Origin of the sequence: Thauera mechernichensis, from assembly GCF_029588855.1 — a bacterium.
Classification (GTDB): Bacteria; Pseudomonadota; Gammaproteobacteria; order Burkholderiales; family Rhodocyclaceae; genus Thauera; species Thauera mechernichensis.
On the sequence record NZ_JARQZE010000002.1, the window covers coordinates 252,279 to 276,438 of the forward strand.

The 24,160-nt window shown below is 65.6% G+C and carries 17 protein-coding genes, 1 tRNA gene, 1 pseudogene and 1 CRISPR repeat array (1 of these 20 running past the window's edge); of the genes and pseudogenes, 13 read left to right on the forward strand and 6 right to left on the reverse strand.

Annotation, left to right across the window (positions count from 1 at the left end; all coding sequences use genetic code 11):
- A CRISPR array of direct repeats spans positions 1 to 602; the repeat unit is 28 nt; unit sequence TTTCTGAGCTGCCTACGCGGCAGTGATC (it extends 4,589 nt beyond the left edge of the window).
- Between the two features lie 130 nt (positions 603 to 732).
- The 4 genes and pseudogenes from cas6f to csy1 all read right to left on the reverse strand — a co-directional run bounded on the left by cas6f (position 733) and on the right by csy1 (position 4,700).
- Positions 733 to 1,296, reverse strand: a pseudogene (cas6f, locus tag P7F68_RS04085) (type I-F CRISPR-associated endoribonuclease Cas6/Csy4).
- Positions 1,297 to 1,298: 2 nt separating this feature from the next.
- On the reverse strand, positions 1,299 to 2,318 hold the full coding sequence (gene csy3 / locus P7F68_RS04090) for a type I-F CRISPR-associated protein Csy3 (RefSeq protein WP_277830910.1): 1,020 nt from the start codon (positions 2,316 to 2,318) through the stop codon (positions 1,299 to 1,301).
- A gap of 34 nt (positions 2,319 to 2,352) precedes the next feature.
- Entirely contained in the window at positions 2,353 to 3,339 is a 987-nt protein-coding gene (gene csy2, locus P7F68_RS04095; protein ID WP_277830912.1) for a type I-F CRISPR-associated protein Csy2, read from the reverse strand.
- Complete coding sequence (gene csy1, locus P7F68_RS04100; protein ID WP_277830914.1) at positions 3,336 to 4,700, reverse strand: type I-F CRISPR-associated protein Csy1; 1,365 nt, start codon at positions 4,698 to 4,700, stop codon at positions 3,336 to 3,338. The genes csy2 and csy1 overlap by 4 nt, the downstream gene beginning before the upstream one ends.
- 100 nt (positions 4,701 to 4,800) lie before the next feature.
- Between csy1 and P7F68_RS04105 the strand changes: the two genes are divergently transcribed.
- Complete coding sequence (locus P7F68_RS04105) at positions 4,801 to 5,091, forward strand: nucleotidyltransferase family protein (RefSeq protein ID WP_277830916.1); 291 nt, start codon at positions 4,801 to 4,803, stop codon at positions 5,089 to 5,091.
- Positions 5,088 to 5,459, forward strand: a complete 372-nt coding sequence (locus P7F68_RS04110) for a HepT-like ribonuclease domain-containing protein (protein WP_277830917.1) — start codon at positions 5,088 to 5,090, stop codon at positions 5,457 to 5,459. The genes P7F68_RS04105 and P7F68_RS04110 overlap by 4 nt, the downstream gene beginning before the upstream one ends.
- Before the next feature lie 26 nt (positions 5,460 to 5,485).
- Here P7F68_RS04110 and cas3f read toward each other — a convergent pair whose 3' ends face one another.
- Together cas3f and cas1f are read right to left on the reverse strand one after the other, a co-directional pair.
- A complete protein-coding gene (gene cas3f, locus P7F68_RS04115; RefSeq protein ID WP_277830918.1) occupies positions 5,486 to 8,857 on the reverse strand; it encodes a type I-F CRISPR-associated helicase Cas3f in 3,372 nt (1,123 codons plus the stop codon).
- Positions 8,854 to 9,831, reverse strand: coding sequence for a type I-F CRISPR-associated endonuclease Cas1f (cas1f, locus tag P7F68_RS04120; RefSeq protein ID WP_277830920.1), 978 nt, complete (start codon positions 9,829 to 9,831; stop codon positions 8,854 to 8,856). Before cas1f ends, cas3f begins: the two co-directional genes overlap by 4 nt.
- A 262-nt stretch (positions 9,832 to 10,093) precedes the next feature.
- On the opposite strand from cas1f, the gene P7F68_RS04125 reads away from it, so the two are divergent.
- The 11 genes from P7F68_RS04125 (at position 10,094) to P7F68_RS04175 (ending at position 24,131) form a co-directional block, all read left to right on the forward strand.
- Positions 10,094 to 10,183, forward strand: a tRNA-Ser gene (locus P7F68_RS04125).
- Positions 10,184 to 10,559: 376 nt separating this feature from the next.
- Positions 10,560 to 12,413 carry a PAS domain S-box protein gene (locus P7F68_RS04130; RefSeq protein WP_277830921.1) on the forward strand — a complete coding sequence of 618 codons (1,854 nt, stop codon included), beginning with the start codon at positions 10,560 to 10,562 and terminating at the stop codon, positions 12,411 to 12,413.
- Positions 12,414 to 12,415: 2 nt separating this feature from the next.
- Positions 12,416 to 12,820: a response regulator gene (locus P7F68_RS04135; RefSeq protein ID WP_270069612.1), complete on the forward strand. Its 405-nt coding sequence runs from the start codon at positions 12,416 to 12,418 to the stop codon at positions 12,818 to 12,820.
- Positions 12,821 to 12,832: 12 nt separating this feature from the next.
- Positions 12,833 to 16,099 carry an EAL domain-containing protein gene (locus tag P7F68_RS04140; RefSeq protein ID WP_277830923.1) on the forward strand — a complete coding sequence of 1,089 codons (3,267 nt, stop codon included), beginning with the start codon at positions 12,833 to 12,835 and terminating at the stop codon, positions 16,097 to 16,099.
- A 150-nt stretch (positions 16,100 to 16,249) separates the two neighbouring features.
- A complete protein-coding gene (locus tag P7F68_RS04145; protein ID WP_277830926.1) occupies positions 16,250 to 16,936 on the forward strand; it encodes a pseudouridine synthase in 687 nt (228 codons plus the stop codon).
- Complete coding sequence (locus tag P7F68_RS04150; RefSeq protein WP_002923995.1) at positions 16,933 to 17,391, forward strand: DUF192 domain-containing protein; 459 nt, start codon at positions 16,933 to 16,935, stop codon at positions 17,389 to 17,391. Before P7F68_RS04145 ends, P7F68_RS04150 begins: the two co-directional genes overlap by 4 nt.
- 153 nt (positions 17,392 to 17,544) lie before the next feature.
- A complete protein-coding gene (flhB, locus tag P7F68_RS04155) occupies positions 17,545 to 18,687 on the forward strand; it encodes a flagellar biosynthesis protein FlhB (RefSeq protein ID WP_002944027.1) in 1,143 nt (380 codons plus the stop codon).
- Positions 18,688 to 18,704: 17 nt separating this feature from the next.
- Positions 18,705 to 20,798 (forward strand): flagellar biosynthesis protein FlhA, encoded by a 2,094-nt coding sequence (gene flhA, locus P7F68_RS04160; protein WP_277830930.1) that lies wholly within the window; start codon positions 18,705 to 18,707, stop codon positions 20,796 to 20,798.
- A 150-nt stretch (positions 20,799 to 20,948) separates the two neighbouring features.
- On the forward strand, positions 20,949 to 22,448 hold the full coding sequence (flhF, locus tag P7F68_RS04165) for a flagellar biosynthesis GTPase FlhF (RefSeq protein WP_277830932.1): 1,500 nt from the start codon (positions 20,949 to 20,951) through the stop codon (positions 22,446 to 22,448).
- A gap of 1 nt (position 22,449) precedes the next feature.
- Complete coding sequence (locus tag P7F68_RS04170) at positions 22,450 to 23,238, forward strand: MinD/ParA family ATP-binding protein (protein ID WP_002924001.1); 789 nt, start codon at positions 22,450 to 22,452, stop codon at positions 23,236 to 23,238.
- A 125-nt stretch (positions 23,239 to 23,363) separates the two neighbouring features.
- The gene (locus P7F68_RS04175; RefSeq protein ID WP_002944024.1) at positions 23,364 to 24,131 is read left to right on the forward strand and encodes an RNA polymerase sigma factor FliA; all 768 of its coding nucleotides are present in this window, start codon (positions 23,364 to 23,366) and stop codon (positions 24,129 to 24,131) included.
- Positions 24,132 to 24,160 lie beyond the last annotated feature (29 nt).

Genomic DNA, 24,160 nt, shown 5'->3' on the forward strand with positions numbered 1-24,160 from the left:
CCTGCAGCTGGCAGACGGCCGCAGCTTCACTGTTTTCTGAGCTGCCTACGCGGCAGTGATCGTTGTGCTTTGTTCATGCTGCGATGCTCCAGTTTTCTGAGCTGCCTACGCGGCAGTGATCCCGAAGCGCAGCCTCGAGGCGCTCGCCCGCCATTTCTGAGCTGCCTACGCGGCAGTGATCGACAAGCCCAGTGTCCGCAAGGGCAAGACGAATTTCTGAGCTGCCTACGCGGCAGTGATCGGTGTCGGCCGACGGGGACCTCGGCATCGATTTTTCTGAGCTGCCTACGCGGCAGTGATCACTCTCACCGGGCGGTTGTGGTTTGACGGACATTTCTGAGCTGCCTACGCGGCAGTGATCGCGTTGCCGCGGTCGTGTCGCGGTAACTGTACTTTCTGAGCTGCCTACGCGGCAGTGATCGCCGACCGGCGAGCGCGTCTGGCGTGTCGGATATTTCTGAGCTGCCTACGCGGCAGTGATCGAAGAGCGGCGCAGTCGCTCGACCCGTGAAGTTTTCTGAGCTGCCTACGCGGCAGTGATCTATGCCATCGAGCCTTCCCCGCTTCACGAAGTTTTCTGAGCTGCCTACGCGGCAGTGATCTAGACGTCTGGAGCAACAAGAGTCTAATTGTTAAAGTGAAATCATGAAACGAGTGTGTCGCACGCAATTCCTGGCAGGGGTCGTAACGCCTTGATTCCAGAGCATCCGTTTCCCGTGCCAGAAAAAGGGTCTAGAACCACGGAATGGTTGCGCTCGAACTGAGGCCGTAACTGCCGTAGGTGCCCTCGCGTGGCGTCGGTACGGGCTCCAGGTGTTCAATGAACAGCCTGAATCGTTGCTCCGTGCTGCGGCTGGCGATCTCGACGTAGGGCAACTCCAGCATCTCCGCCGCGCTGTCAGGTATCGCCGTTCGAGCCGTTTCAGCGTCGATCGACTTGCGGGCCATCAGGCGACGGCGCAGTCGCTCCGGGCTGCTCTTGGCTTGAACGCGGCGCACGACGCGATGCTGCACTCAGGCCGGCACAGGCTGGACTGAGGTGATCGTGACGTGGTCGCGCATGCCTTGCATCCACCCGATCGCCATGAGCCGATCGAGACTTGAACTGTTGCCATGGAGGCGCAGCCGCTGTCCGAGCGTTCGCTTGCCCTGGACGACTTCGGGGAAACTGACGCCGATGTCTTGTCCGCCGTGACCGACCAGCCCGCGGTGCAGTTTGGCGAACAGGGCGTTCATCAGCGTCGTTGCCGGCAACTCCGGGTCCGGTAGCACAGTGATGTCGATGTAGTGGTCCATGCTCAGCCCGCCTCGCCGAAGACCCCGCCACGTACCAGGGTGGCGATGACGAAGTGTTGCTGCTCTACCGGCGGGGTCTGGTCCTTGATGATCCAGTTGTCGAGGAGGTTGTAGAAGTCGAGCTTCTGCTTCGGCTGACGGTAGGCCTTGCCCTGGGTGGTGACGGAGCCGTAGGGTTCGACGGCGATTGGCCCCATTTCGTCGGCGCCTTCGTACCAGGTGTCGATGGTGCGCAGGGCGTTGCCGATCTTCTGCGAATGGATGCCGGCGATGTTGTTGACGTGGTAGAGCGTCTTGCTTTTGTCGCCTCGGCCACGGTCGAGGATGAGCTCTTGCGACGGGAAGACTTCCTGTCCGGCGCCGATGCGGACGAAGGCAGTGACTTGCAGCAGCACGTGTTGCTGCGCAGCCAAGCCATTGGTGATCAGGCTGGCGAGGCCATCGAGTGCGCTAGCGGCTTCTGAGGGGGCGTCGAAGCTGCGCAGTGGGAGCGCCAGGGCGTCGAAGGTCCAGGTTTCCTGCGCGGCTCCGCTCACCAGATGGGCGATCCGCACTTCCACCTGCTCCGCGCCGATGCGGTTGCGCCACAGGAAACGGCCATTGGCGAGGTTGAAGGCATAGCGCCGGCCGAGTTCGCCGAAGCCCTGCGTGTCTGCGTAGCCGCGCACGGTGTCTAGCAGCTTGTTCAGGTAGTCCGCGTCATTGCACGCGGACGGCTTGCCGGTTCCGCCCAGTACGCGCAGCGTGAACACCACCTTCAAGGTGTCGGCGCTACTGGGTAGTGCGGCGACATCGACGGTTTGCAGGTTGGGGTTTTCGATTGCGGCGTCGAGCTTCGCGGGATCCTGATCCTTGGTCTTCAGCCGGTTGGAGATGGTGCCGCGCACGGACTTCTCGCGGATCGACACGGCGTGCCAGTCGTTGGCGGTGTCACGTTGATCCCAGTTGCCGGCGTAGAACAGGGCGTCGGACGGGTCGAGTTTGCGTTCGAAGGCGAGTACGGAAGCGGTCTTGAGTGTCATGGTCTGGATTCCTATTGATATGGGTTCGATGAGTTCAGGCGGATTGCAAGCATGCGAAGTCGTTGCGGCAGCGGTACAGGCCGGCGGCCGGGTCGGTGCTGGCGTACCAAAGGAGTTGCTCGGCGTTGTCCAGCCGGTGCGGGCTGATCCACTGGCCGATGGAGTAAAGGCTTTCGACGAAGCGGAACGGGGTGTCGCGGTCGCGCGCGCTTTGTACTTCACCCGCGGGCAACAGCTCGGACAATGCGCCGAAGCCGACCGGGATTGGCACGATCCAGCCTGGGCGTGACTCGGGTTTCCATTCGACCTTCGCCGTTGACGCGGATGAGTCGTCCGATGCGGACTCGGGTCGAACCGGGTGCCAGTTGAAGCGTGAAAGGTCGAGCAGGGCATCCAGCGCCGTGGTCTCCGGTGCGGCTTCGCGCAGTTGATCGAGCCGCGCGTGCAACAGATCGTCTCGGCACACCAGCGCGAAGCCCGGTAGCCAGCGCCGGCGCAGATGACGGAAGCGGCGGCGAACGTCCTCGGCATCGTCGCCGAAGCGCAGGAGTGCCGGCCGACTGCGCCAGTCGTGGCTGGGCAGCACGCTGCCGCCCGCGATGCGCATGCCGGCGAGCTCGCGGGCGACGGTTTGGGCGATGGCGTCGTGCGCGTGTTCGTCGAGTTCGACAAAGCCGCCGCTGATGCCGAAGATCAGCGTGATCTCCATGTGCATGCGGCCTTCCTCGACGATGGCTGCGCTGCCGCCATCCTTGTCCACCGGGTTGCGCGTCAGGCGAAAAGCCTTCACGTAGCCGCCCTCGGTGACCTGTTCATCGAAGTCATGGCAGATCACGCCGACACTGTCGAAGGCAAGCGGCAAGTCGTGCGCTTCCAGTTTGCGGGCAAGCGCCCACATCAGGCCGAGGAAGGCCGTCATCGAGGGGAAACCGTGGGTCAGCGGGCTGGAGATGGCGTTGGCGTTCTGCACGCGCAGGCGCGGCAGGATCAGCAGGCCGTCGCTATTGGGCAAGGTAGTCATTGCACGGCCTCCCTAACCGGAATGTAGGTCGGCGCATCGCCCTGGATCCGCAGCGCGTGCAACTTGCCAGCCCATGCCGTGTGGAGCAGCAACTCATCGCGCCAGTGGCGGTCCTCGATATCGCCCAGTGGCAAGGCCTGCCCAAGTTCGTGGTTCAGCCAGTTGCCAAAGCGGCGACCGACTTCGGTGGGCCAGTCCATGAGGTGCCAATCTGAGTGGAACTTGGTGCCGGAAGCCTCTTCCTCCACTGCGCGCCCGGGGTCCAACCACAGCCGTTCGGGCTCGACCAGCCGGCAATCCGCATCGCGCGTCCAGCCAGGGGGCAGGGTGGCTTGCAGGGGATGGGCGAAGTCGACCAGTTCGTCAATCAGCCGATCGAGCAGGGCGTCCCGGCGGTTGCGGGTTTCCATGGTGGAGGGTGGGTCGCTCTCGAGGAAATCGCGCAGGATGCGCACCCTGGCCCGCACCTCCCGAATCCCGCCGAATCGGGGGAAAACCGATTCGGTGAACAGCGGTGCTTTCAACGCACGCGTCTTCCACTTTGGGGGACGCGAAGCCAGCAGGTAGTTGTTGCCCCCACGCTCGCTGTTCAACTGGCTGATGTTCTGCGGCTTGGTGCCGCCGAACTTCTGCACGGCAAGGTCGGGATATTCGCGGTAGCCCGTTTCGTGGTCACGTTGTGCGTAGCGTGCCTGTCGCGCGAGCTTGCCGGCCTCGCCGAAGCGGTCCTCGTTGATGGTCTGGAAGACGGCGTGGGCCAGCGCGCTCGAATACAGCGGAGCGAGCAGGTGATACTGAGCGTTGTCGGCGGGGTCTTCACCCGCCAGCCAGTAGAGCTGCTTGGCCAGGGCGTGCGAACTCGGCGTGGCGCTGCGCGGGGCGGTGATGCCGGTGAACGCAGTCAACCAGTCGCTTGCCTGGTCGGCATCGTTACTGAGCGCGGCGAGCAGGTCGGGGTCGCCGTCCTGCATCCAGGCGAGCAGAGGGCGCCCGTCCAGCGGCAGTTTCAGCAGCTTGAAAACGTCCAGCGCGGCGGCGTTGCCGACCACATCACTGCTGAAGTTCTGACCCAGGATGTGGCTGCCGACTTCCCGGTGCGCGGGCAACTCGTGGGGCGCGCGGAAGAGGTTGGTGCCGCGGGCGTCGGGGTGAATGGGCTTGAGGGTGTGGGTGACGATCTGGATCTGCGCCACACGCCGTGCGGCGTCGGCCAGCCAGGTCTCACGAGCGTGCTGAGCAATCAGCTCATCACGTTTCGGGTCGTCGGGCGGAAGCTTGTCCAGCTTGGCGTCGAGGCGCTCCTTCAGGAAGTGCTCGATGGCGTTGCGGAAAGCGGTCCGGCGTTCGGGGGATGTACTCATGAAGAACCCCCCGTATCGTCGTTTCGGATACTTGAACGTGATTGCATTCCAGTCCTCCCCTTGGTCAAATGCGATTGCTGGTCCAATTCATAGGTGACTCATGAAGCCTTCAGACGCACTTCAGTATCGCGAGCAGTCGATCCGCGAAGCAGTCGCACGTTTTCGTGTGCGCAATCCGCGTGTGTTTGGCTCGGTGCTACATGGGACCGACACAGACGGTAGTGATCTCGACCTGCTGGTCGATCCGCAACCCGGAACGACCTTGTTTGACCTGGGCGGTTTGCAGGTGGAGCTTGAAGACATGCTGGGCGTGCGCGTTGATGTGGTAACGCCCCGCGACCTGCCTGCCCGGATTCGTGCACAAGTCATCGGTGAAGCCCGTCCGCTATGAAGAGCGCGGAGCGTCTGACGCTTTGGGTTGAGCAGATGCACGAGGCTGCGGGGGATGCATGCCGCTACGTCGATGGACTCGACTTTGCGGCCTTCGAGCGCGACAAGCGGACTCAGCAGGCGGTCGTCCTGAATCTGCTGTTGATCGGCGAAGTGGCGTCTAGAATCGCCGAGGGTGCTCCGGGCTTCATTGCAGCCCACCCGGAGATTCCGTGGGCGGCGATGCGGGGCATGCGCAACCGGATTGCTCACGGCTACTTCGAGCTTGATATCGAGGTGGTGTGGGATACGGTGTGTGACGCCGTGCCGGAACTTGCCGTGAAGCTGCCGGGACTCTTGCAGGCTGCGGGTGAGTTCGATGCCGAATAGGCAAAGGCCACGGGTTGTCGCGCTCATTACCGATTCCTCGTAAACCCCAGTGCCGGATGAAACCGCCAACCCTGCGGGTTTTCGGGTAGCGTCACCGTGCCGTAGCGCTCGGCGCATGCTTCCAGCGTCATGTCCCGTTCCTCGGCCAGTGCGGCCAGTTCCGTCATGTAGTCGGTAACGCCCCACGGCGTGATGCGTGTGCCAGTTACCTGTACATCGTCGATGCGGTGGTTCCGGCCGTCCTCGATCTTCACGTACAGCTTGCGATAGCGCTCCTCTGCGGGCGCGACGCGGTGGAGGACGTAGTTTTCGTCTTCCTCGTCGGGCAGCAGAACGACGTCAATCTTGGGCTTTGGGTCGTAGCGAAACGGCTGTTGCTGGGGCAGAACCGCGGTCAGTGAGACACCAGGCCGCAGCCAGTGAGTCGTGGCATTGATCGCCGATTTCGGTTTTACCCCTTTCTTCAATCGATGTTCACTGATCACCTCGTTGCTTGATTGCGGGCGCATCTGGAACTGGATGCGGGCGTGTTCGAGATCCACCAGTCTCGCCGTTGGCTGCAGTGTTTCGTCCGGCTTGGGTAGGATGCGCGGGCGGGCGTCGATGACCTCACGTTGTTCGGCTTCGAGCAGGTCTGCGAGCGAATGGGATTGCAGCTTGAAGCGAGGGTCGGGCGTCTCGAAACCGGGCTTGCAATAGGCGGGTTCGCCGGGGTGTTCGAAATGGCGCAGGTTGCTGTCCAGCACCATCATGTTGGGCGTGTCTACTGCACCTGGCCGGTGGCGGCGGATGCGGCCGGCAAGCTGGATCAGCGAGCGCATTGAGGACGGTTCGACCACTGCCCAGTCGTAATCGTGGTCGCGCCCGACTTCAGTGACCGGGCTGCCGAGCACGATGAAGAGGTGGTCGGTCTCCGGGTTGGTATCGAGTCGGCTGCGGATTTCCGGTAGCGCGAAGACCGCGTCGGGTGTGCGGCGGTTGAGTGCGGCGTCCAGCCGGTGCTCGATGGCCGAGCGGATCAGTAGTGGATATTGCGAGTGGTAGGTGCAGAGGTGTATTCGGGTGTTGTCCGGCGCGCCGAGGACGTAGAGGGACAGTGCGACATCGACAAGCGGGTCGATGTTGGCCATGCGGATCAGGCCGAAGCTGACGCGCTTGCCGGACTGGGGGTCGATGGCGTGGTGCGCGGCGTGCAGGCTTATGGCCGCTTCGCGCATGCTCGCCGCCATGGTGGGGCGCAGTACATCGTGCGCCTTGCCTGAGAGCGGAAGGGGCAGGAGTTCGGCACGTCGTCGTGCGGCCTCTTTGGCGAGGCGCGCATGGCGGCGCTGCGCGAACGACAGCTGTTGGCTGGCAAACGCGTCGCCCTCGCCACAGTCATGCCGGGTCTGGTCGAACTCATCCACCCACATGCAGCAGACCTCGGGTGCGGTGCCGGGCCGTTCGCCGCGATTGCGCTGGAACCAGCGCCGCCCGTCGAGATAGGCTTCGAACAGCCCTTGCACCAGTGCCGGCGGCAGGGTGGCGGAGGACAGCAGTACGCGGCTGCCGAGCAGGCCGGCCCAATGCACCAGGCGGCTAAGAGCGGGCAGGTCGTCGATGTCGAAGTCGTCGGGTTCATCCAGCACCAGGTCGCCGCTCATCAGGCGCAGCATCGGCGCGATCTGGCCGCCGCCGCGCTGGCTTTCGGTGGCCGGGGTGAGGTGGTCGATGGTGCAGACGAGCAACGGCGCGGCGATCAGCGCATGGATGCGCGGGTCGTGGGACAGGCGCTGCAGCAAGGGGTGAGCAGTGTTGCCCTCGAACACCACGCCCGCGTCTTCCGGTAGCAAGGCCTGGGTGGAAGCTGACCCGCTCTGCTCGGCGAGTTGTTCGTAGTGCTCGAACAGTTCGCGGTTGGCGGTACCGCCGACGCGGATCGCCAGCGCGTTGTCCGATAGCTGCAGTTCGTCGCGGAAGGCGCGGCCGGTCTGCAGCGTGAGGGTGCGCAGGCCGAGCGCGAAGGCGCAGCGCAGCCCGCGCGACGGGTCGGCCAGCGCGTTCATGATGCGGGCGTTGGCCAGCGTCTTGCCGCAGCCGGTGGAGGCCATGTTGACGATGAATGCGCCATGGCGGGCGGCGGTCTCGCGCATTGCCCCGGCGAGGTCAGTCGCACGGTCCTGCCAGCGGAAGCGGGCGTCGGCGCTGCGTTTGCGCAAGCCCTTGTGGCGGACGAGCCGTGGCAGGTGATGCTCGAAACTGGGGAGCGCATGGGCGACCATGCCGGCGTGCCGCGCGACGCCGAGCAGGTGTTCGTCCAGGGTCTGATTGAAGGTGCCGGTCTTGCGGTCGGTATTGGCGAACAGTGGATAGGCCGGATTGAGGTCGCTGCGCGCGGTCGGGTCGGTGAGGCTGGAGTAGTGGTGGTCTGCCAGCATCAGGCCGAGACGGCCGAGGTGCATCACGTAGGGATCGTGCAGCCAGTCGCGCGCATCGGCGCTTTGCACGATTGCCAGCAGCCGGCATGCCACGCGTGCGCTGCGCTTTCGCCAGGCATCGGTTGTGACTGGAAGGCCGTGGGGGAACGTCCAGTACGGCTTGATCTCGTCCTTGTTCGCTCCATTAGAAAGCTCGTTCCAGTTCGCTTCCACCTTCTCCAGCAGGTTGTCCAGTTGAGCGGCGCTCAGGTCGGTTACACGTGCCCCCAGCCACTTCCATTGCCCATTGGCATCCTTAGTCGGCATGAGCGGCAGACGGTGATGGGTTAGCACCAGCCACGCGACCGTCCGCGCTAGCGGTGGTAGGACGGAGAACGGCTTATTGTCACGGGCCTTGGGGTCGTCACCGTCACGCAATAGCCTTTCGGTCCAGCTCTGGTCATCCTCCGCAGACGGAGCAATGAGCCGCTCCAGCCATTCGGCGTCGGTGCTGTTGCCGACAAAAGCCTGGAACAGACGCAGGGATACCCATTCGTGGCGATACAGGTTGCGTGCGATGGGTCCTTTTGCGGCAAGCCTCTGCTGAAACGCTTGGCAGGCCTTGCCGAGGTCGTGCAGCAGCGCCGCGAGCGAGGCCGACAAGTGGATGACGGTGAGACTGTGCCAGTCGTTCTCCGACTCGGTGCGCAGTACGTTGCGCCGCGTCATGTTGGTCGGCGTCGCCCCCCGCTCATTGAACTGCCGCGCATCGCCCACGATCCACAGCAGCTCGCTGTGATCCTTGCCGCGTATCCAGTGGCAGGCCACGGCGGTGTTCTTGCGCGCGGTCTTGCGCAGCAGACGATAGAGGGTTTCCAGCCCGGCCTGGGTGATGGGCGTCTGCCAGGTGCGATCACCACGGCGTTCGGCGAACTGGTCGAGGATGCGCCGGGTTTCGGTGAGCGCGTTCTTGCTGCATTGGGAGATGAGTAGCACGTTCATGCGGCGTGCTTCCCGGTTTCGGTGGCGATCGCCTTCAGGGTGTCGATCATGAAGTCCAGCGACTCGGCCTGGACCAGGGTCTCAATGCAGTTGTCGCGGAATTCCTGTTCGCTGTCACCGCGCATTGCCGAGACGAAGGCCTGTGGCAGGATCACGGCGTCCTTGACCAGGTCGGCGGCGTCGAACACCAGCCCGCCGCGGCGCGTCTTGCCGTGCAGCACCGCCAGGCCGTGCGGCAGGCCGAGAACCCAGGTGGCAGTGGCGCCCAGCCCGTAGGCGAGGTAGTTGCCATGGTCGAGAAAGCGGTTGGCCGGGTCACCGCCGCTGCCGCCCTTGGCGCGGGTGAATTCACCGTAGTCGGTGGCGTCGCAGGCGAGCTTGAACAAGGTCTTGGTGAGGCGGGCTTCCTCGGTGAGCAGGGCGGTGTTGTCCGGCGCCGCGACGATGGCGCGCCGTGAGGCTTCCAGTGCAGAGTTCAGCCGCTCACGGGGGACGACGAAATCCGCCTCTGAAAGTTGTCGGTTGTTTGTCCAGTGCGCCGCGATGCGCGTGAGCCGGGCCTGCTGGATGGCTTTGGCGGCACTCAGCCGCAGCGAGTCGTCGAACCAGAAGCGCACCCAGGATTGCAGGTATTCGGTCGGGCGGTATTCGCTCTGCGGCGAGAACCACGCGACTTCGAAGTCGACCTCGTTGGCGGTGAACAGCGGCGTGCCGCCTCCGCCACAGAAACCCACCAGCACCCCGGCCTTGGCCAGCTCGCGCATCGCCGCTTGAGTGATCGAGGTGCCGGTGCCGAGCAGCAAAGTGGTGGTGTTGGCGATGGGGATGTTCCAGTACAGCGACTGCTTGCCTTCGTCGGTGACGTACTCGACGCGGCCACCGTTCACAAGGACCCGGCAGTGTTCGAGGTAGTAGAGGTTTGCTCGCTTCGAATGCAGGATGGTCTTGAGATCCGAGGATGTAAGAACATTCATGGCGGCCTCGTGATGTTGGGAAACGCGAGTGGCATTGCTGACGAGTATATGAGCATCAGTGTTGGCTGGTAACGCATCGACAAGGCGGATCTTCTACTGAGGTCTATGGAGGTGAGTGGGCATGCCAGGAAGATCTCACGGCTGGCGCCGCTCCAACAGTGGGGGCAAACGCTGGGGGGGTCGCTAGCATGGCTGCGGGAAATGGGTGACGCTTGCGGCAAATGCGCACCGTCGGCCCTTGCGCTATAATCCGCGGCCTTGCGGAGGCGTGGCAGAGCGGTTGAATGCAACGGTCTTGAAAACCGTCAGGGGTTTACGCCCCTCGTGAGTTCGAATCTCACCGCCTCCGCCACCCCCGTTTGCATGGTTCCGGCTCCTGCGCGCCCTTCTGTCGTGCGCACCTCAATCATCAATCGCCCTCCATCGTGCGGGCGAAAGCCGCCCACATCGAGCCTCCCCCTTGGTCGACCGAGCCCCGCGAAGGGGGTGTCGCCGCTTCGCGGGTGGTGTCTCGCGGCGATCGGTAGCGGACGATCAATCCGGTCGCGCAGTTTGATCTTCGGGTGGGACGCTGCTATATCTTTGTCATGAGCATGGCTGTCGATGCCGCGCAGACCGAATTGATCGTCGGCTTGAGCGTCCGGCCCTTTGCCTCCTGTGCAGCTGCAGATTCCACAACCTGGCAGCTTGTGGGCAAGCGGGTGCGGCAGCTTGCGGAGGGGGTAGGCATGGCAACCGATGCGTGCGGACTTTTTCTCGAAGAGGGTCCCGATGCCGTCCTGGTGGTTGATCCGAGGGGGACGGTGCTGTACTGGGGCAGTCGTGCCGAAGAGATCTTTGGCCACCGCGCGGATGAGGTGGTGGGGCGCGCGCTGAGCGAGATCCTGGTGCCCGCCGACGGTCTCGACGATGAGCGCGGGATGATGCGCGAGGTGCTCGAGAATGGCTACGCCGCGATCGAGTCATTGCGCCGGCGCAAGGATGGTTCGCTCCTTTACGTCTCCATCTTGTGCAGGACGGTGCCGGATGCCTCGGGGCAAGCCGAGCACGTCGTCGTCACCATCAAGGACGTCACCGAGCTCAAGGCCGCCCGCGATGCGAAGCTGATGAATGCGCGCTATCGGAACCTGCTCGAATCCATGCCGGACGGGATCGTGATGATCAATGCGGCCGGGTACATCGTGTTCTCGAACAGTCAGGCCGAGTCCATGTTCGGTTATGCCTCGGGCACGCTACACGGGAGGATGGTCGAGTCGCTGTTGCCCGAGCGCTTCCGTGGCGCGCATGTGAGGCATCGCGTCACTTATTTCGGCCAGCTGCGCACGCGTACGATGGGGAGTGGCCTGGAGTTGTTCGGTCTGCGCCAGGATGGTACGGAGTTTCCGGTCGAGATCAGCTTGAGTCCGCTCGCGACGGATGAGGGCGCCTTCGTCATGAGCGCGATCCGCGATGTCAGCGGGCGAAAGAAGGCGGAGCAGAAGTTCCGGGGCTTGCTCGAGTCGGCTCCTGATGCGATGGTCATCGTCGACCGCGCGGGCCGCATCGTGCTGGTCAACACCCAGGCCGAGAGGCTGTTCGGCTACACGCGCACGGAGCTTGCCGACGAGTCGATCGAGATGCTGCTGCCCGAGCGCTACCGTTCGCAACACCCGGGGCACCGCAAGGCCTTCTTCGCCGATCCGCGCGTGCGGCCGATGGGCGTGGGACTTGAGCTGTATGGTAGGCGCAAGAACGGCGACGAGTTTCCGGTCGAGATCAGTCTGAGCCCGCTCGAGACCGAGGATGGGATGCTGGTCTCCAGTGCCATCCGCGACATCACCGAGCGCAAGCGCTTCGAGTGCGCATTGCAGCAGAAGAACGTCGAACTGGCGCGGGCGAATGCGGCCAAGGACCACTTCCTCGCCAACATGAGCCATGAGCTGCGTACCCCGCTCAATGCGATCATCGGCTTCACCGGCACGCTGCTGATGAAGCTTCCGGGCCCACTCAACGAGGCGCAGCACAAGCAGTTGCGCACCGTGCAATCGAGCGCCCAGCATCTGCTTGCGCTGATCAACGACCTGCTCGACATTGCGAAGATCGAGGCGGGCAAGATCGAACTCAGCCCCGAGATCATCGATTGCCGGGCGCTCATCGACGATATCGTCGGGACCTTGCGCCCCGAGGCCGAGCGGCGGCGCCTGGATCTGAGCGTCGAGGCGCCGCCCGGAGCCTGCCCGCTCAGCACCGACCGGCGTGCGTTCAGCCAGATCGTGATCAACCTCGTGCAGAACGCCATCAAGTTCACCGAGGAAGGCTGCGTGGTCCTGCGCCTGGCGCGGATGCGGGAAGGTGCGGCGGAGGTGGTCGCAGTGACCGTGAGCGACACCGGCATGGGCATCAGCGAGGAGGACCAGACACGCCTGTTCGCGCCCTTCTCGCGCATTGCCGCGAAACGCGGCAAGGGCGCCGAGGGGGCCGAGGGCACCGGACTCGGTCTGCACCTCAGCCAGAAGCTTGCAGAGGCGCTGGGCGGGCGGATCATTGTGCAGAGCGCGCCGGGCCGGGGCAGCAGCTTCACACTCGTGCTGCCGGGAGGATGACCATGGCTGCCCGCATCGTCATCGTCGATGACAACGAGGCCAACCTGGAACTGGTCGGCTACCTGCTGGAGGCGGGCGGCCACACCGTACTGCGTGCCGAGGACGGGGAGCAGGCGCTTGCGCTCGTGCATCAGCTGCCCCGCCCGGATCTGGTCATCAGCGACCTGAGGATGCCGGTGATGGACGGCTTCGAGCTGCTCAGCCGGATCCGTCAGGACGCGACCCTGGACGGGCTCCCCGTGATCGCGGTCACCGCGTTCTCGATGGCGGCCGATCGTACACGCGTGATGGATGCGGGCTTCGACGGCTACTTGTCGAAGCCCATCGTGCCCGAGTCTTTCATCGGCGAGGTTGAGAAGTTCCTGCAGGCCGGGCGGCGCCACGCGGGTTCATCGTCTGGGCCGTAAAGGAGCAGTGAGATGGCGAAGCTTCTGATCATCGATGATCATCCGGCGAATCGCGAGCTGATCGCCACCCTTGCCGGCTACGATGGTCATGAGACCTTCGAGGCTGGCGATGGCGCCGAGGGACTCGCCATCGTGCGGGCCGAGCGCCCGCAACTGGTGATCTGCGACATCCTGATGCCGACGATGGACGGATACGAATTCGTGCGTAGGCTGCGCGCGGAGCCGGCGATTGCCGACACCCAGGTGATGTTCTACACCGCGAACTACCATGAGCGCGAGGCGAGCAAGCTGGCGACGATTCTTGGCGTGTCGCGGATCCTTGCCAAACCCTCCGGCCCCGAGGCGATCCTCGCAGCCATTGACGAGGCTCTCGCGAACGAGCCCAAGGGGGCGGCTGCCGTAGGCACCGACGAGGCGTTCGACCGCGAACACCTGCGGGTGCTGACTGACAAGCTGGCCGAGAAGGCTGCCGAGCTCGAGCGTGCCAACCAGCGCCTCGCGGCGCTCACCGAGCTGAACCTGCAGTTGTCTGCCGAGCGGGATACTTTAGTGCTGCTCAACAAGGTGTGCCAGGGCGCGCGTTCGCTGACGGGAGCGCGCTACGCAATTCTCTGCTTCGAGCACCGCGGCAACGGCCGATCGATTTTCGTGCTCGGTTGCGGCCTGTCGCCGGAGCAGGCACAGGGGCTGCAGGGGCGCAGATTCGACGAGGGGCCGTTTCGGCGCGTGCTCGCCGAGCGCAGGCCCGTGCGCTTCGTCAATGCCGACGGGCGGCCTGAAGGTGTGGGGCTGCCGCGCGATTTCCCGGCCGTGCATTGCGGCGTTGCAGCGCCAATCGCTTCGGCGACCTCGGTGTTCGGCTGGGTCTGCTTGCTGGACAAGCTCGGTGCGTCGGAGTTTACCGCTGAGGACGAATGGATCTCGGGCGCCCATGCTGCGCAGGCAGGCCACATCTACGAAAACTGGAACCTCTACGGCCAGCTCGAGCGGCGGGCCGCAGACCTTGCGGGCGAGGTCGCGACCCGTGAGCGCGCCGAAGGACAATTGCGGCGGGTGCTGCGTGCCCGCAGAGTGATGGCCGAGTGCAACCGCACGCTCGTGCGTGCGACCGACGAGCGCCAGTTGCTTGAGGAAATGTGTGGTTTTCTCGTCGCGCTAGGCAACTACGGCTCGGCCTGGATTGGGATGGCGCGGCATGATCGGGATTGCACGATCGAGACCGTCGCGAGTGCGGGGGACGACACCGGGCAGCTGAACTCGTTCCGCCTCTCGTGGGCCGACAACGAGTTCGGCCGCGGCCCGGCGGGTGAGGCAGTGCGCACCGGCAAGCCTCAGGTGGTGCATGACATCGTCAGCGACCCGCGTGTCGTGCGCTGGCGGGCGGTGGCGCTCGAACGTGGCTTCAATGCTGCGGCCGTGCTTCCGCTGGCCCACGAATCCGACAGCTTTGGCGTGCTGTGCATCGTCGCGGCCGAGAAGGATGCTTTCGACGCCGACGAGGTCGAGCTTCTCGTCGAACTCGCCGACGACATCGCCTACGGCATCCGCACCCTGCGCGCGCGCGCTGCCCAGCAACGCACCGAGGCGACGCTGAGGCTGCACAATCGTGCGATCGAAGAGAGCATCAATGCGATCGTCATCAGCGCGGCCGACCAGGCGGCCGACAATCCGATTCTCTACGTGAATCCCGCTTTCACGCTGATGACCGGTTATGGGCCCGATGAGGCGATCGGTCGCAATGCGCGCCTGCTGATCGGTCGCGACTGGGACCAGGCCGACATCGAGCGGCTGCGCGACGCTGTCCGCTGGGGACGCGATGCCCGCGTCACGCTGCGCTGCTATCGAAAGGACCGCAGCTTGTTCTGGAACGAGATCGCGCTGGCGTCGGTGCGCGATCACGGTGGCCGGGTGACGCACTTCATCGCCATCCTTAATGATCTGACCGAACGCATGCGCTACGAGGAGCAGCTCGAGCAGCAGGCCAATCACGATGCGCTGACCGGCCTTGCGAACCGCAATCTCCTCAACGACCGACTGCAGCAGGCGATTGTCAATGCCGAGCGTAGTGCCTGGGCGGTGGCAGTGATGCTGCTCGACCTGGATCGCTTCAAGCTCGTCAATGACAGTCTCGGCCATACTGTTGGCGACGAGCTGATCTGCGAGGTCGCTCGTCGTCTCGCCGCTTGCGTGCGCCAGGGCGACACGGTGGCGCGGCTGGGTGGGGACGAATTCATGATCGTGCTGCCGGAACTCGGCGCCGAGGATGACGCGGCGACCATCGCGTCCAAGCTGTTGGTGGCCGTGGCGGCGCCGATGAGGCTGTCGGGGCATGACCTGGTTGTCAACGGTAGCCTTGGCGTGTCGCTCTACCCGCGTGATGGTGCGATCGTCCCGACCCTGGTGAAGAATGCCGACGTCGCGATGTACCGCGCCAAGGATCTTGGCGGTAATCGCTTCCAGTTCTACGCCCCCGAGATGAACGCGCGCACGCTCGAGCGGCTCGAGCTCGAAAACGGCTTGCGTTACGCACTTGAGCACGACGAACTGGAACTGCACTACCAGCCCAAGGTCGAGCTGCGCACCGGCTGCGTCGTCGGCGCCGAGGCGCTGATCCGTTGGCGCCACCCGTCCCTCGGGCTGATCCCGCCCGGCGACTTCATTCCGCTTGCGGAGGAGACCGGGCTGATCGTACCCGTCGGTGAGTGGGTGATTGCGACCGCGTGCCGGCAACTGCGCGACTGGCGCGAGCAGGGGCTGTGCGATGTGAGCGTCGCGGTGAATGTGTCGGCCCGCCAGTTCCAGCACGAGAACCTCGTCGGTGTGCTCGGAGCGGCGTTGTGCTCGTCCAAGGTCGCGCCGAAGCAGCTGCATGTCGAGGTCACCGAAAGCGGTGTGATGCGCAGCCCTGCGGCCACCATCGCCACGCTACGGGCTCTCAAGGCGCTCGGTGTGCAGATTTCGCTGGACGACTTCGGCACCGGCTACTCGAGCCTCAATTACCTCAAGCGCTTTCCCATCGACAGCATCAAGATCGACCGGACCTTCGTGACCGACCTCACGACCTCAGCCGAGGATGCCGCAATCGCGCTGATGGTGATCTCGCTCGCCCACAGTCTCGGCCAGACGGTGGTTGCCGAAGGGGTCGAGACACGGGCCCAGCTCGACTTCCTGCGCCGCCACAACTGCGATGAAATGCAGGGTTACCTTTTCAGCGCTCCGCTCGAGGCGGACGCCTTTGCCGCACTTGTGCGCGAGGGCCGCCGGCTGGGCTTCGGGTAGAGGAGGATTGACCTTCAAGGGGAACTCCTTTCGCACGTAAACTAAGGTCCTGCCCCGCGACCCATTGGCCCCGAGCCGCCTCCGTTTCATGCTGCGGCACGGGGCGATCGCGCGATAATCCGCCCTCCCGCACGCCTCGGTCCGCCTGCCATGTCCCGTCTCATCCTGCTCAACAAACCCTACGGCGTGCTGTGCCAGTTCTCTGACGAGGATGGGCGTCGCACGCTGAAGGACTATGTCGCCGTGCCGGGCGTCTATGCGGCGGGCCGGCTCGATACCGACAGCGAGGGCCTGTTGCTGCTGACCGATGACGGCGGGCTGCAGCACCGCATTGCGGATCCTCGCCACAAGCTGCCCAAGACCTACCTCGTACAGGTCGAAGGCGAACCCGACGATGCCGCCCTGGCGCGCTTGCGCGCGGGTGTGGACCTGGGCGACTTCCATACTAGGCCATGTGATGCGCGGCGCGTTGGCGAGCCTGACTGGCTGTGGCCGCGCGAGCCGCCGGTGCGTTTCCGCAAGAGCGTGCCGACAAGCTGGCTCGAGATCGTGCTGCGCGAGGGCAAGAACCGCCAGGTAAGGCGCATGACCGCGAAGGTGGGGTGCCCGACCCTGCGCCTGGTGAGGCTGGCGATCGGGCCGTGGACCCTGGACGGACTGGCGCCGGGGCAGTGGCGCGAGGCGGCTGCCGCCGACCTGCCGCCGCTACCCGGGGCGGGCGGGGGCGCGACGGCGCGGGGCGGGTACGGCAAAGGGGAGCGGGCTGCGGCTCGTCAGCCCATGCAGGGCGCAGGTAAGATGCGGCGCACGATGTCTCGAACGGGGTCCCGAGGATGATGATTCGCCGCCTGCTTGCCCATGCCTGCCTGTCGTTTGTCGCGCTTGTGCCCGGCGCTGCGGCACTGGCGCAGATTGCCATGCCGGTCGCCGAACTGGGCGCGGGCATGTACCGCATCGAGGCCGAGGTTGCGCATACCTTCGAGATGCGCCAGGTCGGCCTGATGAACCGCGAGGCGATGGCCTTGCATCGTGGCATGGTGTTCGTGTTCCCTGAGGATGCGCGGCACTGCATGTGGATGCGCAATACCTTTCTGCCCTTGTCGGTTGCCTTCCTCGACGCCGAGGCCAGGATCATCAACATAGAGGACATGCAGCCACAGACCGAGACCAGCCACTGTGCAGCAGCCCCGGCGCGCTTCGCGCTGGAGATGAACATCGGCTGGTTCGCCGAACGAGGCATCCAGGCGGGCGACGTGCTGCGCGGCTTTGCTGCGCTGCCCCCGGCACGCTGAACAGCGGCCTGCCGAGGCGGGCCAAGACAGGAATTGGCTGGCTTTCCGGGCTTTTATCGGGCGGCAGATATTGCCGCCGTGCGCCGATAATCCGCACACGTCTTCTCGCGTCCAGGTCCATCCGGGCGGAGCGGGGGGCGGACGGAGCCGGCCGTGGCCGAAGAAAGCGACCTCGAGAAGACAGAAGCCCCCTCACCGCGACGTCTGGAACAGGCGCGCGAGGAAGGCCAGGTCCCGCAATCGCGGGAGCTGTCGACCTTTCTCGTCACCGTGACCGGCGCTGCGGCGCTGCTGCTGCTGGGCAACTGGATGGCGACGCGCATCGCAGGGGTCGTGCGCAACGGTTTCGCCTTCGATCGTGCGACGGTGTTCGACCATGTGCTGATGCTCGACGTGCTCAACCGCATGCTCAGCGGTGCCCTGCTGACGTTGATGCCGTTGTTCTTCATCCTGCTGATCGCGGCGGTTGCGGCACCGGTGCTGCTCGGTGGGCTGGTCTTCGCGCCCAAGGCGCTGGGCCCGAACTTCGGGCGCATGAATCCCATCCAGGGCCTGGGCCGCATGTTCTCGGTGCATGGTCTGGCGGAGATGGTGAAAGCCATCCTCAAGTCGCTGGTCGTGGGCGGGGTCGCGTCGCTGGTGCTGTGGATGAACAAGGACCGTCTGTTCGACCTCATGGTCGAGCCGCTCGAGGTCGGCATGGCCGACTTCTCCAGCATCGTGGCCTTCGCGGCGTTGCTGATCGTGCTCAGCCTGGGCCTGCTGGCGCTCATGGACGTGCCTTTCCAGCTCTGGCAGTACCAGAAGAAGCTGCGCATGACCAAGGAAGAGGTCAAGCGCGAGAACAAGGAGCAGGAGGGCGACCCGATGGTCAAGGGGCGCATCCGTGCCTTGCAGCGCGAGATGGCGCGCAGGCGCATGATGGCCGAGGTGCCCAAGGCCGATGTAGTGGTCACCAACCCGACGCACTTCTCGGTTGCGCTGCGTTACGACGCCGAACGCATGGGGGCGCCGGTGGTGGTCGCCAAGGGGCGTGGCGAGCTGGCGCTGAAGATCCGCGAGATTGCCGCCGAACATGGCGTGCCGATGCTCGAGGCGCCGCCGCTGGCACGTGCGCTGTACGCCCATTGCGAACTCGAAGCCTCCATCCCGGCCGCGCTGTACACCGCGGTGGCCGAGGTGATGGCCTATGTGTACCAGCTCGACGCCTGGATCAAGCAGGGTGGCCTGCCGCCGGTCGTGCCGGCTGCGCTGCCGGTTCCGGCCGGCATGGATCCCGGCGTGCCTGGGGAATGAACGCCTGACTTATGCCCATGAACGACATCCTGAATCTGCGCCAGCTGCTGACTTCGGCCAACCTGCGCCAGCTTGCCGCGCCAATCCTCATCGTCATGATCCTGTCGATGATGGTGCTGCCGCTGCCGGTGTTCCTGCTCGACGTGTTCTTCACCTTCAACATCGCGATCTCGGTGATGGTGATGCTGGTGGCGATGTACTCCAAGCGCCCGCTGGACTTCTCGGTATTCCCCACGGTGCTGCTCGTCACCACCTTGCTGCGCCTGGCGCTGAACGTAGCGTCCACCCGCATCGTGCTGCTCGAAGGCCACGGTGGCGGCGACGCGGCAGGCAAGGTGATCGAGGCCTTCGGCAGCTTCCTGGTGGGCGGCAATACGGCGGTTGGCCTGGTGGTGTTCGTGATCCTCACCATCATCAACTTCGTGGTGATCACCAAGGGTGCGGGGCGTATCGCGGAAGTGTCGGCGCGCTTCACCCTGGATGCGATGCCCGGCAAGCAGATGGCGATCGATGCCGATCTCAACGCCGGCCTCATCGACGAAAAGGAGGCCAAGCGCAGGCGCAAGGAGATCGCCCAGGAGGCGGACTTCTATGGTGCGATGGACGGTGCCTCCAAGTTCGTGCGCGGTGACGCCATTGCCGGCATCATCATCCTGGTGATCAACATCCTCGGCGGCCTCTTCGTCGGCGTCATGCAGCACGAGATGGCGGTGGGCGAGGCGGGGCGCACCTACACCCTGCTCACCATCGGCGACGGGCTGGTGGCGCAGATTCCGGCGCTGATCATCTCGGTAGCCGCTGGCCTGGTGGTGTCGCGCGTCGGCGACGAGGGCGACATTGGTGGGCTGGTCATTGCCCAGGTGTTCTCCAACCCCACGGTGATGACCCTGACCGCCATCATCATCGGCGTGCTCGGCCTGATCCCGGGCATGCCCAACCTGGTCTTCCTGCTGATTGCGGCCTGCCTCGGGGCGCTGGCGTGGCTGCGCTGGCAGCGCGTTGCCGAGGAGGTAGCGGCAGCACGGCCCGAGTCCGAGGCGCCCGTGCAGCAGCCCCAGGCCGATGCGATGGAGGCGAGCTGGAACGACGTCTCGCAGGTGGACGTGCTCGGCCTCGAGGTCGGCTACCGCCTGATCCCGATGGTGGACAAGGGCCAGGACGGCGAGCTGCTCAAGCGTATCCGCGGCCTGCGCAAGAAGTTTGCCCAGGAGGTCGGATTCCTGTCCTCGCCCGTGCATATCCGCGACAACCTGGAGCTCAAGCCCAACGGCTACCGCATCGCGCTCAAGGGCGTCGAGGTCGGTGCTGGCGAGGCCTATCCAGGCCAGTTCCTCGCCATCAACCCGGGGCGGGTGTCCGGTCCGTTGGCCGGGCGCGAGACGACCGATCCCGCGTTCGGCCTGCCCGCGGTGTGGATCGACACGGCTACGCGTGACCAGGCGCATGCGCTGGGCTATACGGTGGTCGACGCGAGCACGGTGGTGGCCACCCACCTCAACCATGTCATCCTCAACCATGCTGCCGAACTCCTCGGCCGCCAGGAAACGCAGGCGCTGCTCGATCACGTGGGCAAGGATTCGCCCAAGCTCATCGAGGATCTCGTGCCGAAGACGCTGGCGATCGGCACCCTGCAGCGCGTGCTGCAGAACCTGCTCGAGGAAGGCGTCAACATCCGCGACATGCGCAGCATCATCGAGGTGCTGGCCGAGCATGCACCGCGTACCCAGGACCCGTTGCAGCTCACCACCCGCGTGCGCGAGGCGCTTGGGCGCGCGATCATCCAGAGCCTCTTTCCGGGCAATGGCGAAGTCCAGGTCATGGCGCTGGAGCCTGGGCTGGAGCGCATCCTGCTGCAGGCCATGAGCGTGGGCAGTGAAGGCGGGGCGATCGAACCCGGGCTGGCCGACACCCTGCTGCGCCAGACCGCGCAGATCGCCCAGCGCCAGGAGGACATCGGCCTGCCGCCGGTGCTGCTGGTCCCCTCGCAGTTGCGCACGCTGCTGTCGCGCTTCCTGCGCCGTGCGGTGCCCAGCCTCAAGGTCATCTCCAACTCCGAGGTGCCCGAGAGCCGCACCATCCGCGTCACCGCCATGGTGGGGGCGCAGGGCTGACCGCGGGCGCGCGCCAGGGTATCGCGCGGCGCGCGCAGTGAGGTCCGAATAGACGGGGTAAAGCCGCTTTATTCGGCCCCTGGGCATTGACGGGGTGTGGCGATAATTCCCATCAAGCAGTGGTCGACATCGACCGCCGGGAGAACCGCCATGAACGTCAAACGCTACTTTGCCCCTACCGCCCGTGAAGCCCTTCGCGCTCTGAAGGAGGCGCTCGGTCCCGATGCGATCGTGTTGTCGAACCGTGCGGTCGACGGCGGCGTCGAGATTCTTGCCCTGCCCGGCGACGCCGTCGGTGCGCTGCAGGCAGCCAACCGCGCCACGATGGGTGCGCGCAGCGGTGGCCAGGGCAGGGTGGCGGACGAGTCTGCGTCCGGTTCCCGCCTCCAGGCCGAGGCCGTTCAGCGTGCGTCCGCCCCCTTGGCCGATGAAGGCGATTTCCAGGTCAGTCTGTCTGCCCTGGCGGCGAGCGCAGCGCGCTCGGCGGCGCGCGGCGGACAGCGTGCGGAGCCGAGCGCGGAGAGCGCCGGCCCGGTGGTGCGCCCGTTCAACCCGCCGCGGATCGAGACCGCCGATTACGCCATGCGTGGCCGCGAAGCCGTGCTGCGGTCGGCATCGGCGCGCGGTCGCAGCGATCAGGCGAGTGCGCCGGCGGTCACCCGTGCGGCGGCGCAGGGCGACGAGTTTGGTGGCGCACGTGTGCGCGAATTGCAGGAGACCAACGCCCGGCTGATGTCCGAACTGGCCGGCATTCGCGGCATGATCGAGCGTCAGCTGGCCGGATTCGCCTGGGGTGAGACCCGGCGCCACGCGCCTGCGCGCGCAGCGATGCTGGGCGAGCTGCTCGAGGCGGGGTTCTCGGCGGCCATCGCGCGCAAGCTGGTCGAGGCCGTTCCCGAGGATGCGAGCCGCACCGAAGCGCGCGAGGCCGTGGGCAGCATGCTCGACCGCATGATGCGCGCGCGCTCGTCCGACGAGGATCTGCTCGATCGCGGCGGCGTGTACGCCCTGGTGGGGCCGACCGGGGTGGGCAAGACCACGACCACGGCCAAGCTGGCGGCGCGCTGCGTGGTGCGCCATGGCGCCGGCAAGCTGGCCCTGATCACCACCGACGGCTACCGCATCGGCGCCCAGGAGCAACTCCGCATCTATGGCCGCATCCTCGGGGTGCCGGTGTATTCGGTGCGTGATGGTGCCGACCTGCGCCAGACCCTGGCGGGTCTGCGCAACAAGCACATGGTGCTGATCGATACGATGGGCATGAGCCAGCGCGATCGCCTGGTCGGCGAGCAGGCGGCGATGCTGTCGGCGGCCGGAGACGTGCGCCGTCTGCTGCTGCTCAACGCCACCGCGCGCGGGGATACGCTCGACGACGTCGTCCGCGCCTACGCCGGCAACGACCTCGCCGGCTGCATCTTCACCAAGGTTGATGAGTCCGCTGCGCTGGCGCCGGCGCTCGACGTGGCCGTGCGTCATGAGCTCGACATCCGCTATCTGACCAATGGTCAGCGTGTGCCCGAGGATCTGCACCTGCCCAATCGCGCCTACTTGCTGCACCGCGCGCTGCGCGAGCATGCGGGCGAGTCGCCGTGGCGCCTCGATGGCGACGAGGCGGGCATGCTGCTCGCCGCAGCCGGCATGGGAGCCTGACATGATCGACGGACGCGAAGACCAGGCGGCAGGCCTCAGGCGCCTGTTCCGCCGCGCGCCGCCGGTGGTGGTGGCGCTGTATGCGTGTGGCCGGCAGCGCAGCCACACGGCCGTGCTCGCCGCGCATCGGCTGGCCGGCCGCGCCGAGCGCGTGCTGATTCTGGACGAGGCCCAGGGCCAGGACGCCCTGGGCGGCGTGCTGGGTACGGGCGAGGGTACGGACCTGCTGCAGGTCCTGGACGGACGTACGACCCTTGCCGCGGTGGTGCAGCCGGTGCCCGGTCTGGTGGGGCGGGTGCCCGTGGCGGCGGCCGCACTGGCCTTGCCGCTGCTCGACGATGCACGCCGTGCCTGCCTGGTCGAGGCGCTTCGCTTGCTGCACCGCCATGCGGGCTTCGTCCTCGTGCATGGCGCGGGCGAGGCGGCAGCACAGCCGTCGCCCTTCGTCAATGCGGCGCCATGCCGGCTGGTGGTGGCAGAGGCCTGCGCGAGCGGTGCGACCGAGGCTTATCGGGTGATCAAGGGTCTGGCTTCGGCAGGTGCAGGTTCGGTGCATGTTGCCGTCAGCCGGGCGCGCGACCGCAGCGATGCGCAAGCCTTCTTCGCCACGCTCGAAGCACTCGTGCGCCGACATGTCGGTGTGCCGCTGGCCTGGCTCGGCGAGGTCGAACGCGATGACATCGCCAATGGTCTGCGCCAGCCGCTGCAGTGGAATTCGCGCGACGCAGGCGCTGCATTCATGCGTCGTATCAATGCCATGGCACGCGCACCACGTGTGATGCGTGCCTGAGTCCCGTCATGGCTTTCAATATTCCCGCTGGTAATCCCGCCCCCGCTGCGGGAAAATCACCGCCTCCGGTTAGCGGAGCCAGCGCGGGCAGGGGCTCGCGTCGTCCCAAGATACAGGTTGAATGGATGTACGACGCCAACGGCAACCTCGACAAGAGCAGCCTCATCGAAGCGTATGCGCCGCTCGTCAAGCGCATCGCCTTCCAGCTCATGTCCCGGCTACCGGCCAGCGTGGATGTGGATGACCTCATCCAGAACGGCCTCATGGGGCTGCTCGATGCGCTCGGCCGCTATGAAGAAGGCCTCGGTGCCCAGTTCGAGACCTATGCGGTGCAGCGTATCCGCGGCGCCATGCTCGACGGCTTGCGCGAGAACGACTGGCTGCCGCGCAGTTTGCGCCGCGACATGCGGCGTATCGAGGCGGCGATCCATGCGCTCGAGCAGCAGTTCGGCCGCCAGCCTTCGGAGACGGAGCTTGCCGAGTCGCTCGGGGTCTCGCTCGACGAATACCAGCGCATGCTGCAGGAGGCACGCGGCCACCAGCTCGTCTATCTCGAGGACTTCAACCGCGACGAGGACGACGATTTCCTCGAGCGTCACCTGGCCGCCACGGACAGCAATCCGCTCGACCTGCTCGAGGACAGCGAGATGCGCGAACGCCTGGTCAACGCGATCTGCGCGTTGCCCGAGCGCGAGCAGATGGTGATGGCCCTGTATTATGACGAAGAGCTCAATCTGCGCGAGATCGGTGCGGTTCTCGGCGTGACCGAGTCGCGGGTCTGCCAGTTGCACGGCCAGGCCGTGGCGCGCCTGCGTGCGGGGCTCTTCGAAGGCAGCTCCACGCTGCCACCACAACGCCGACGCGGGCGACCGCCCAAGAAGGCGGCCAACTGAACACAAGCCCTGACAAGGATGCGTGTGCG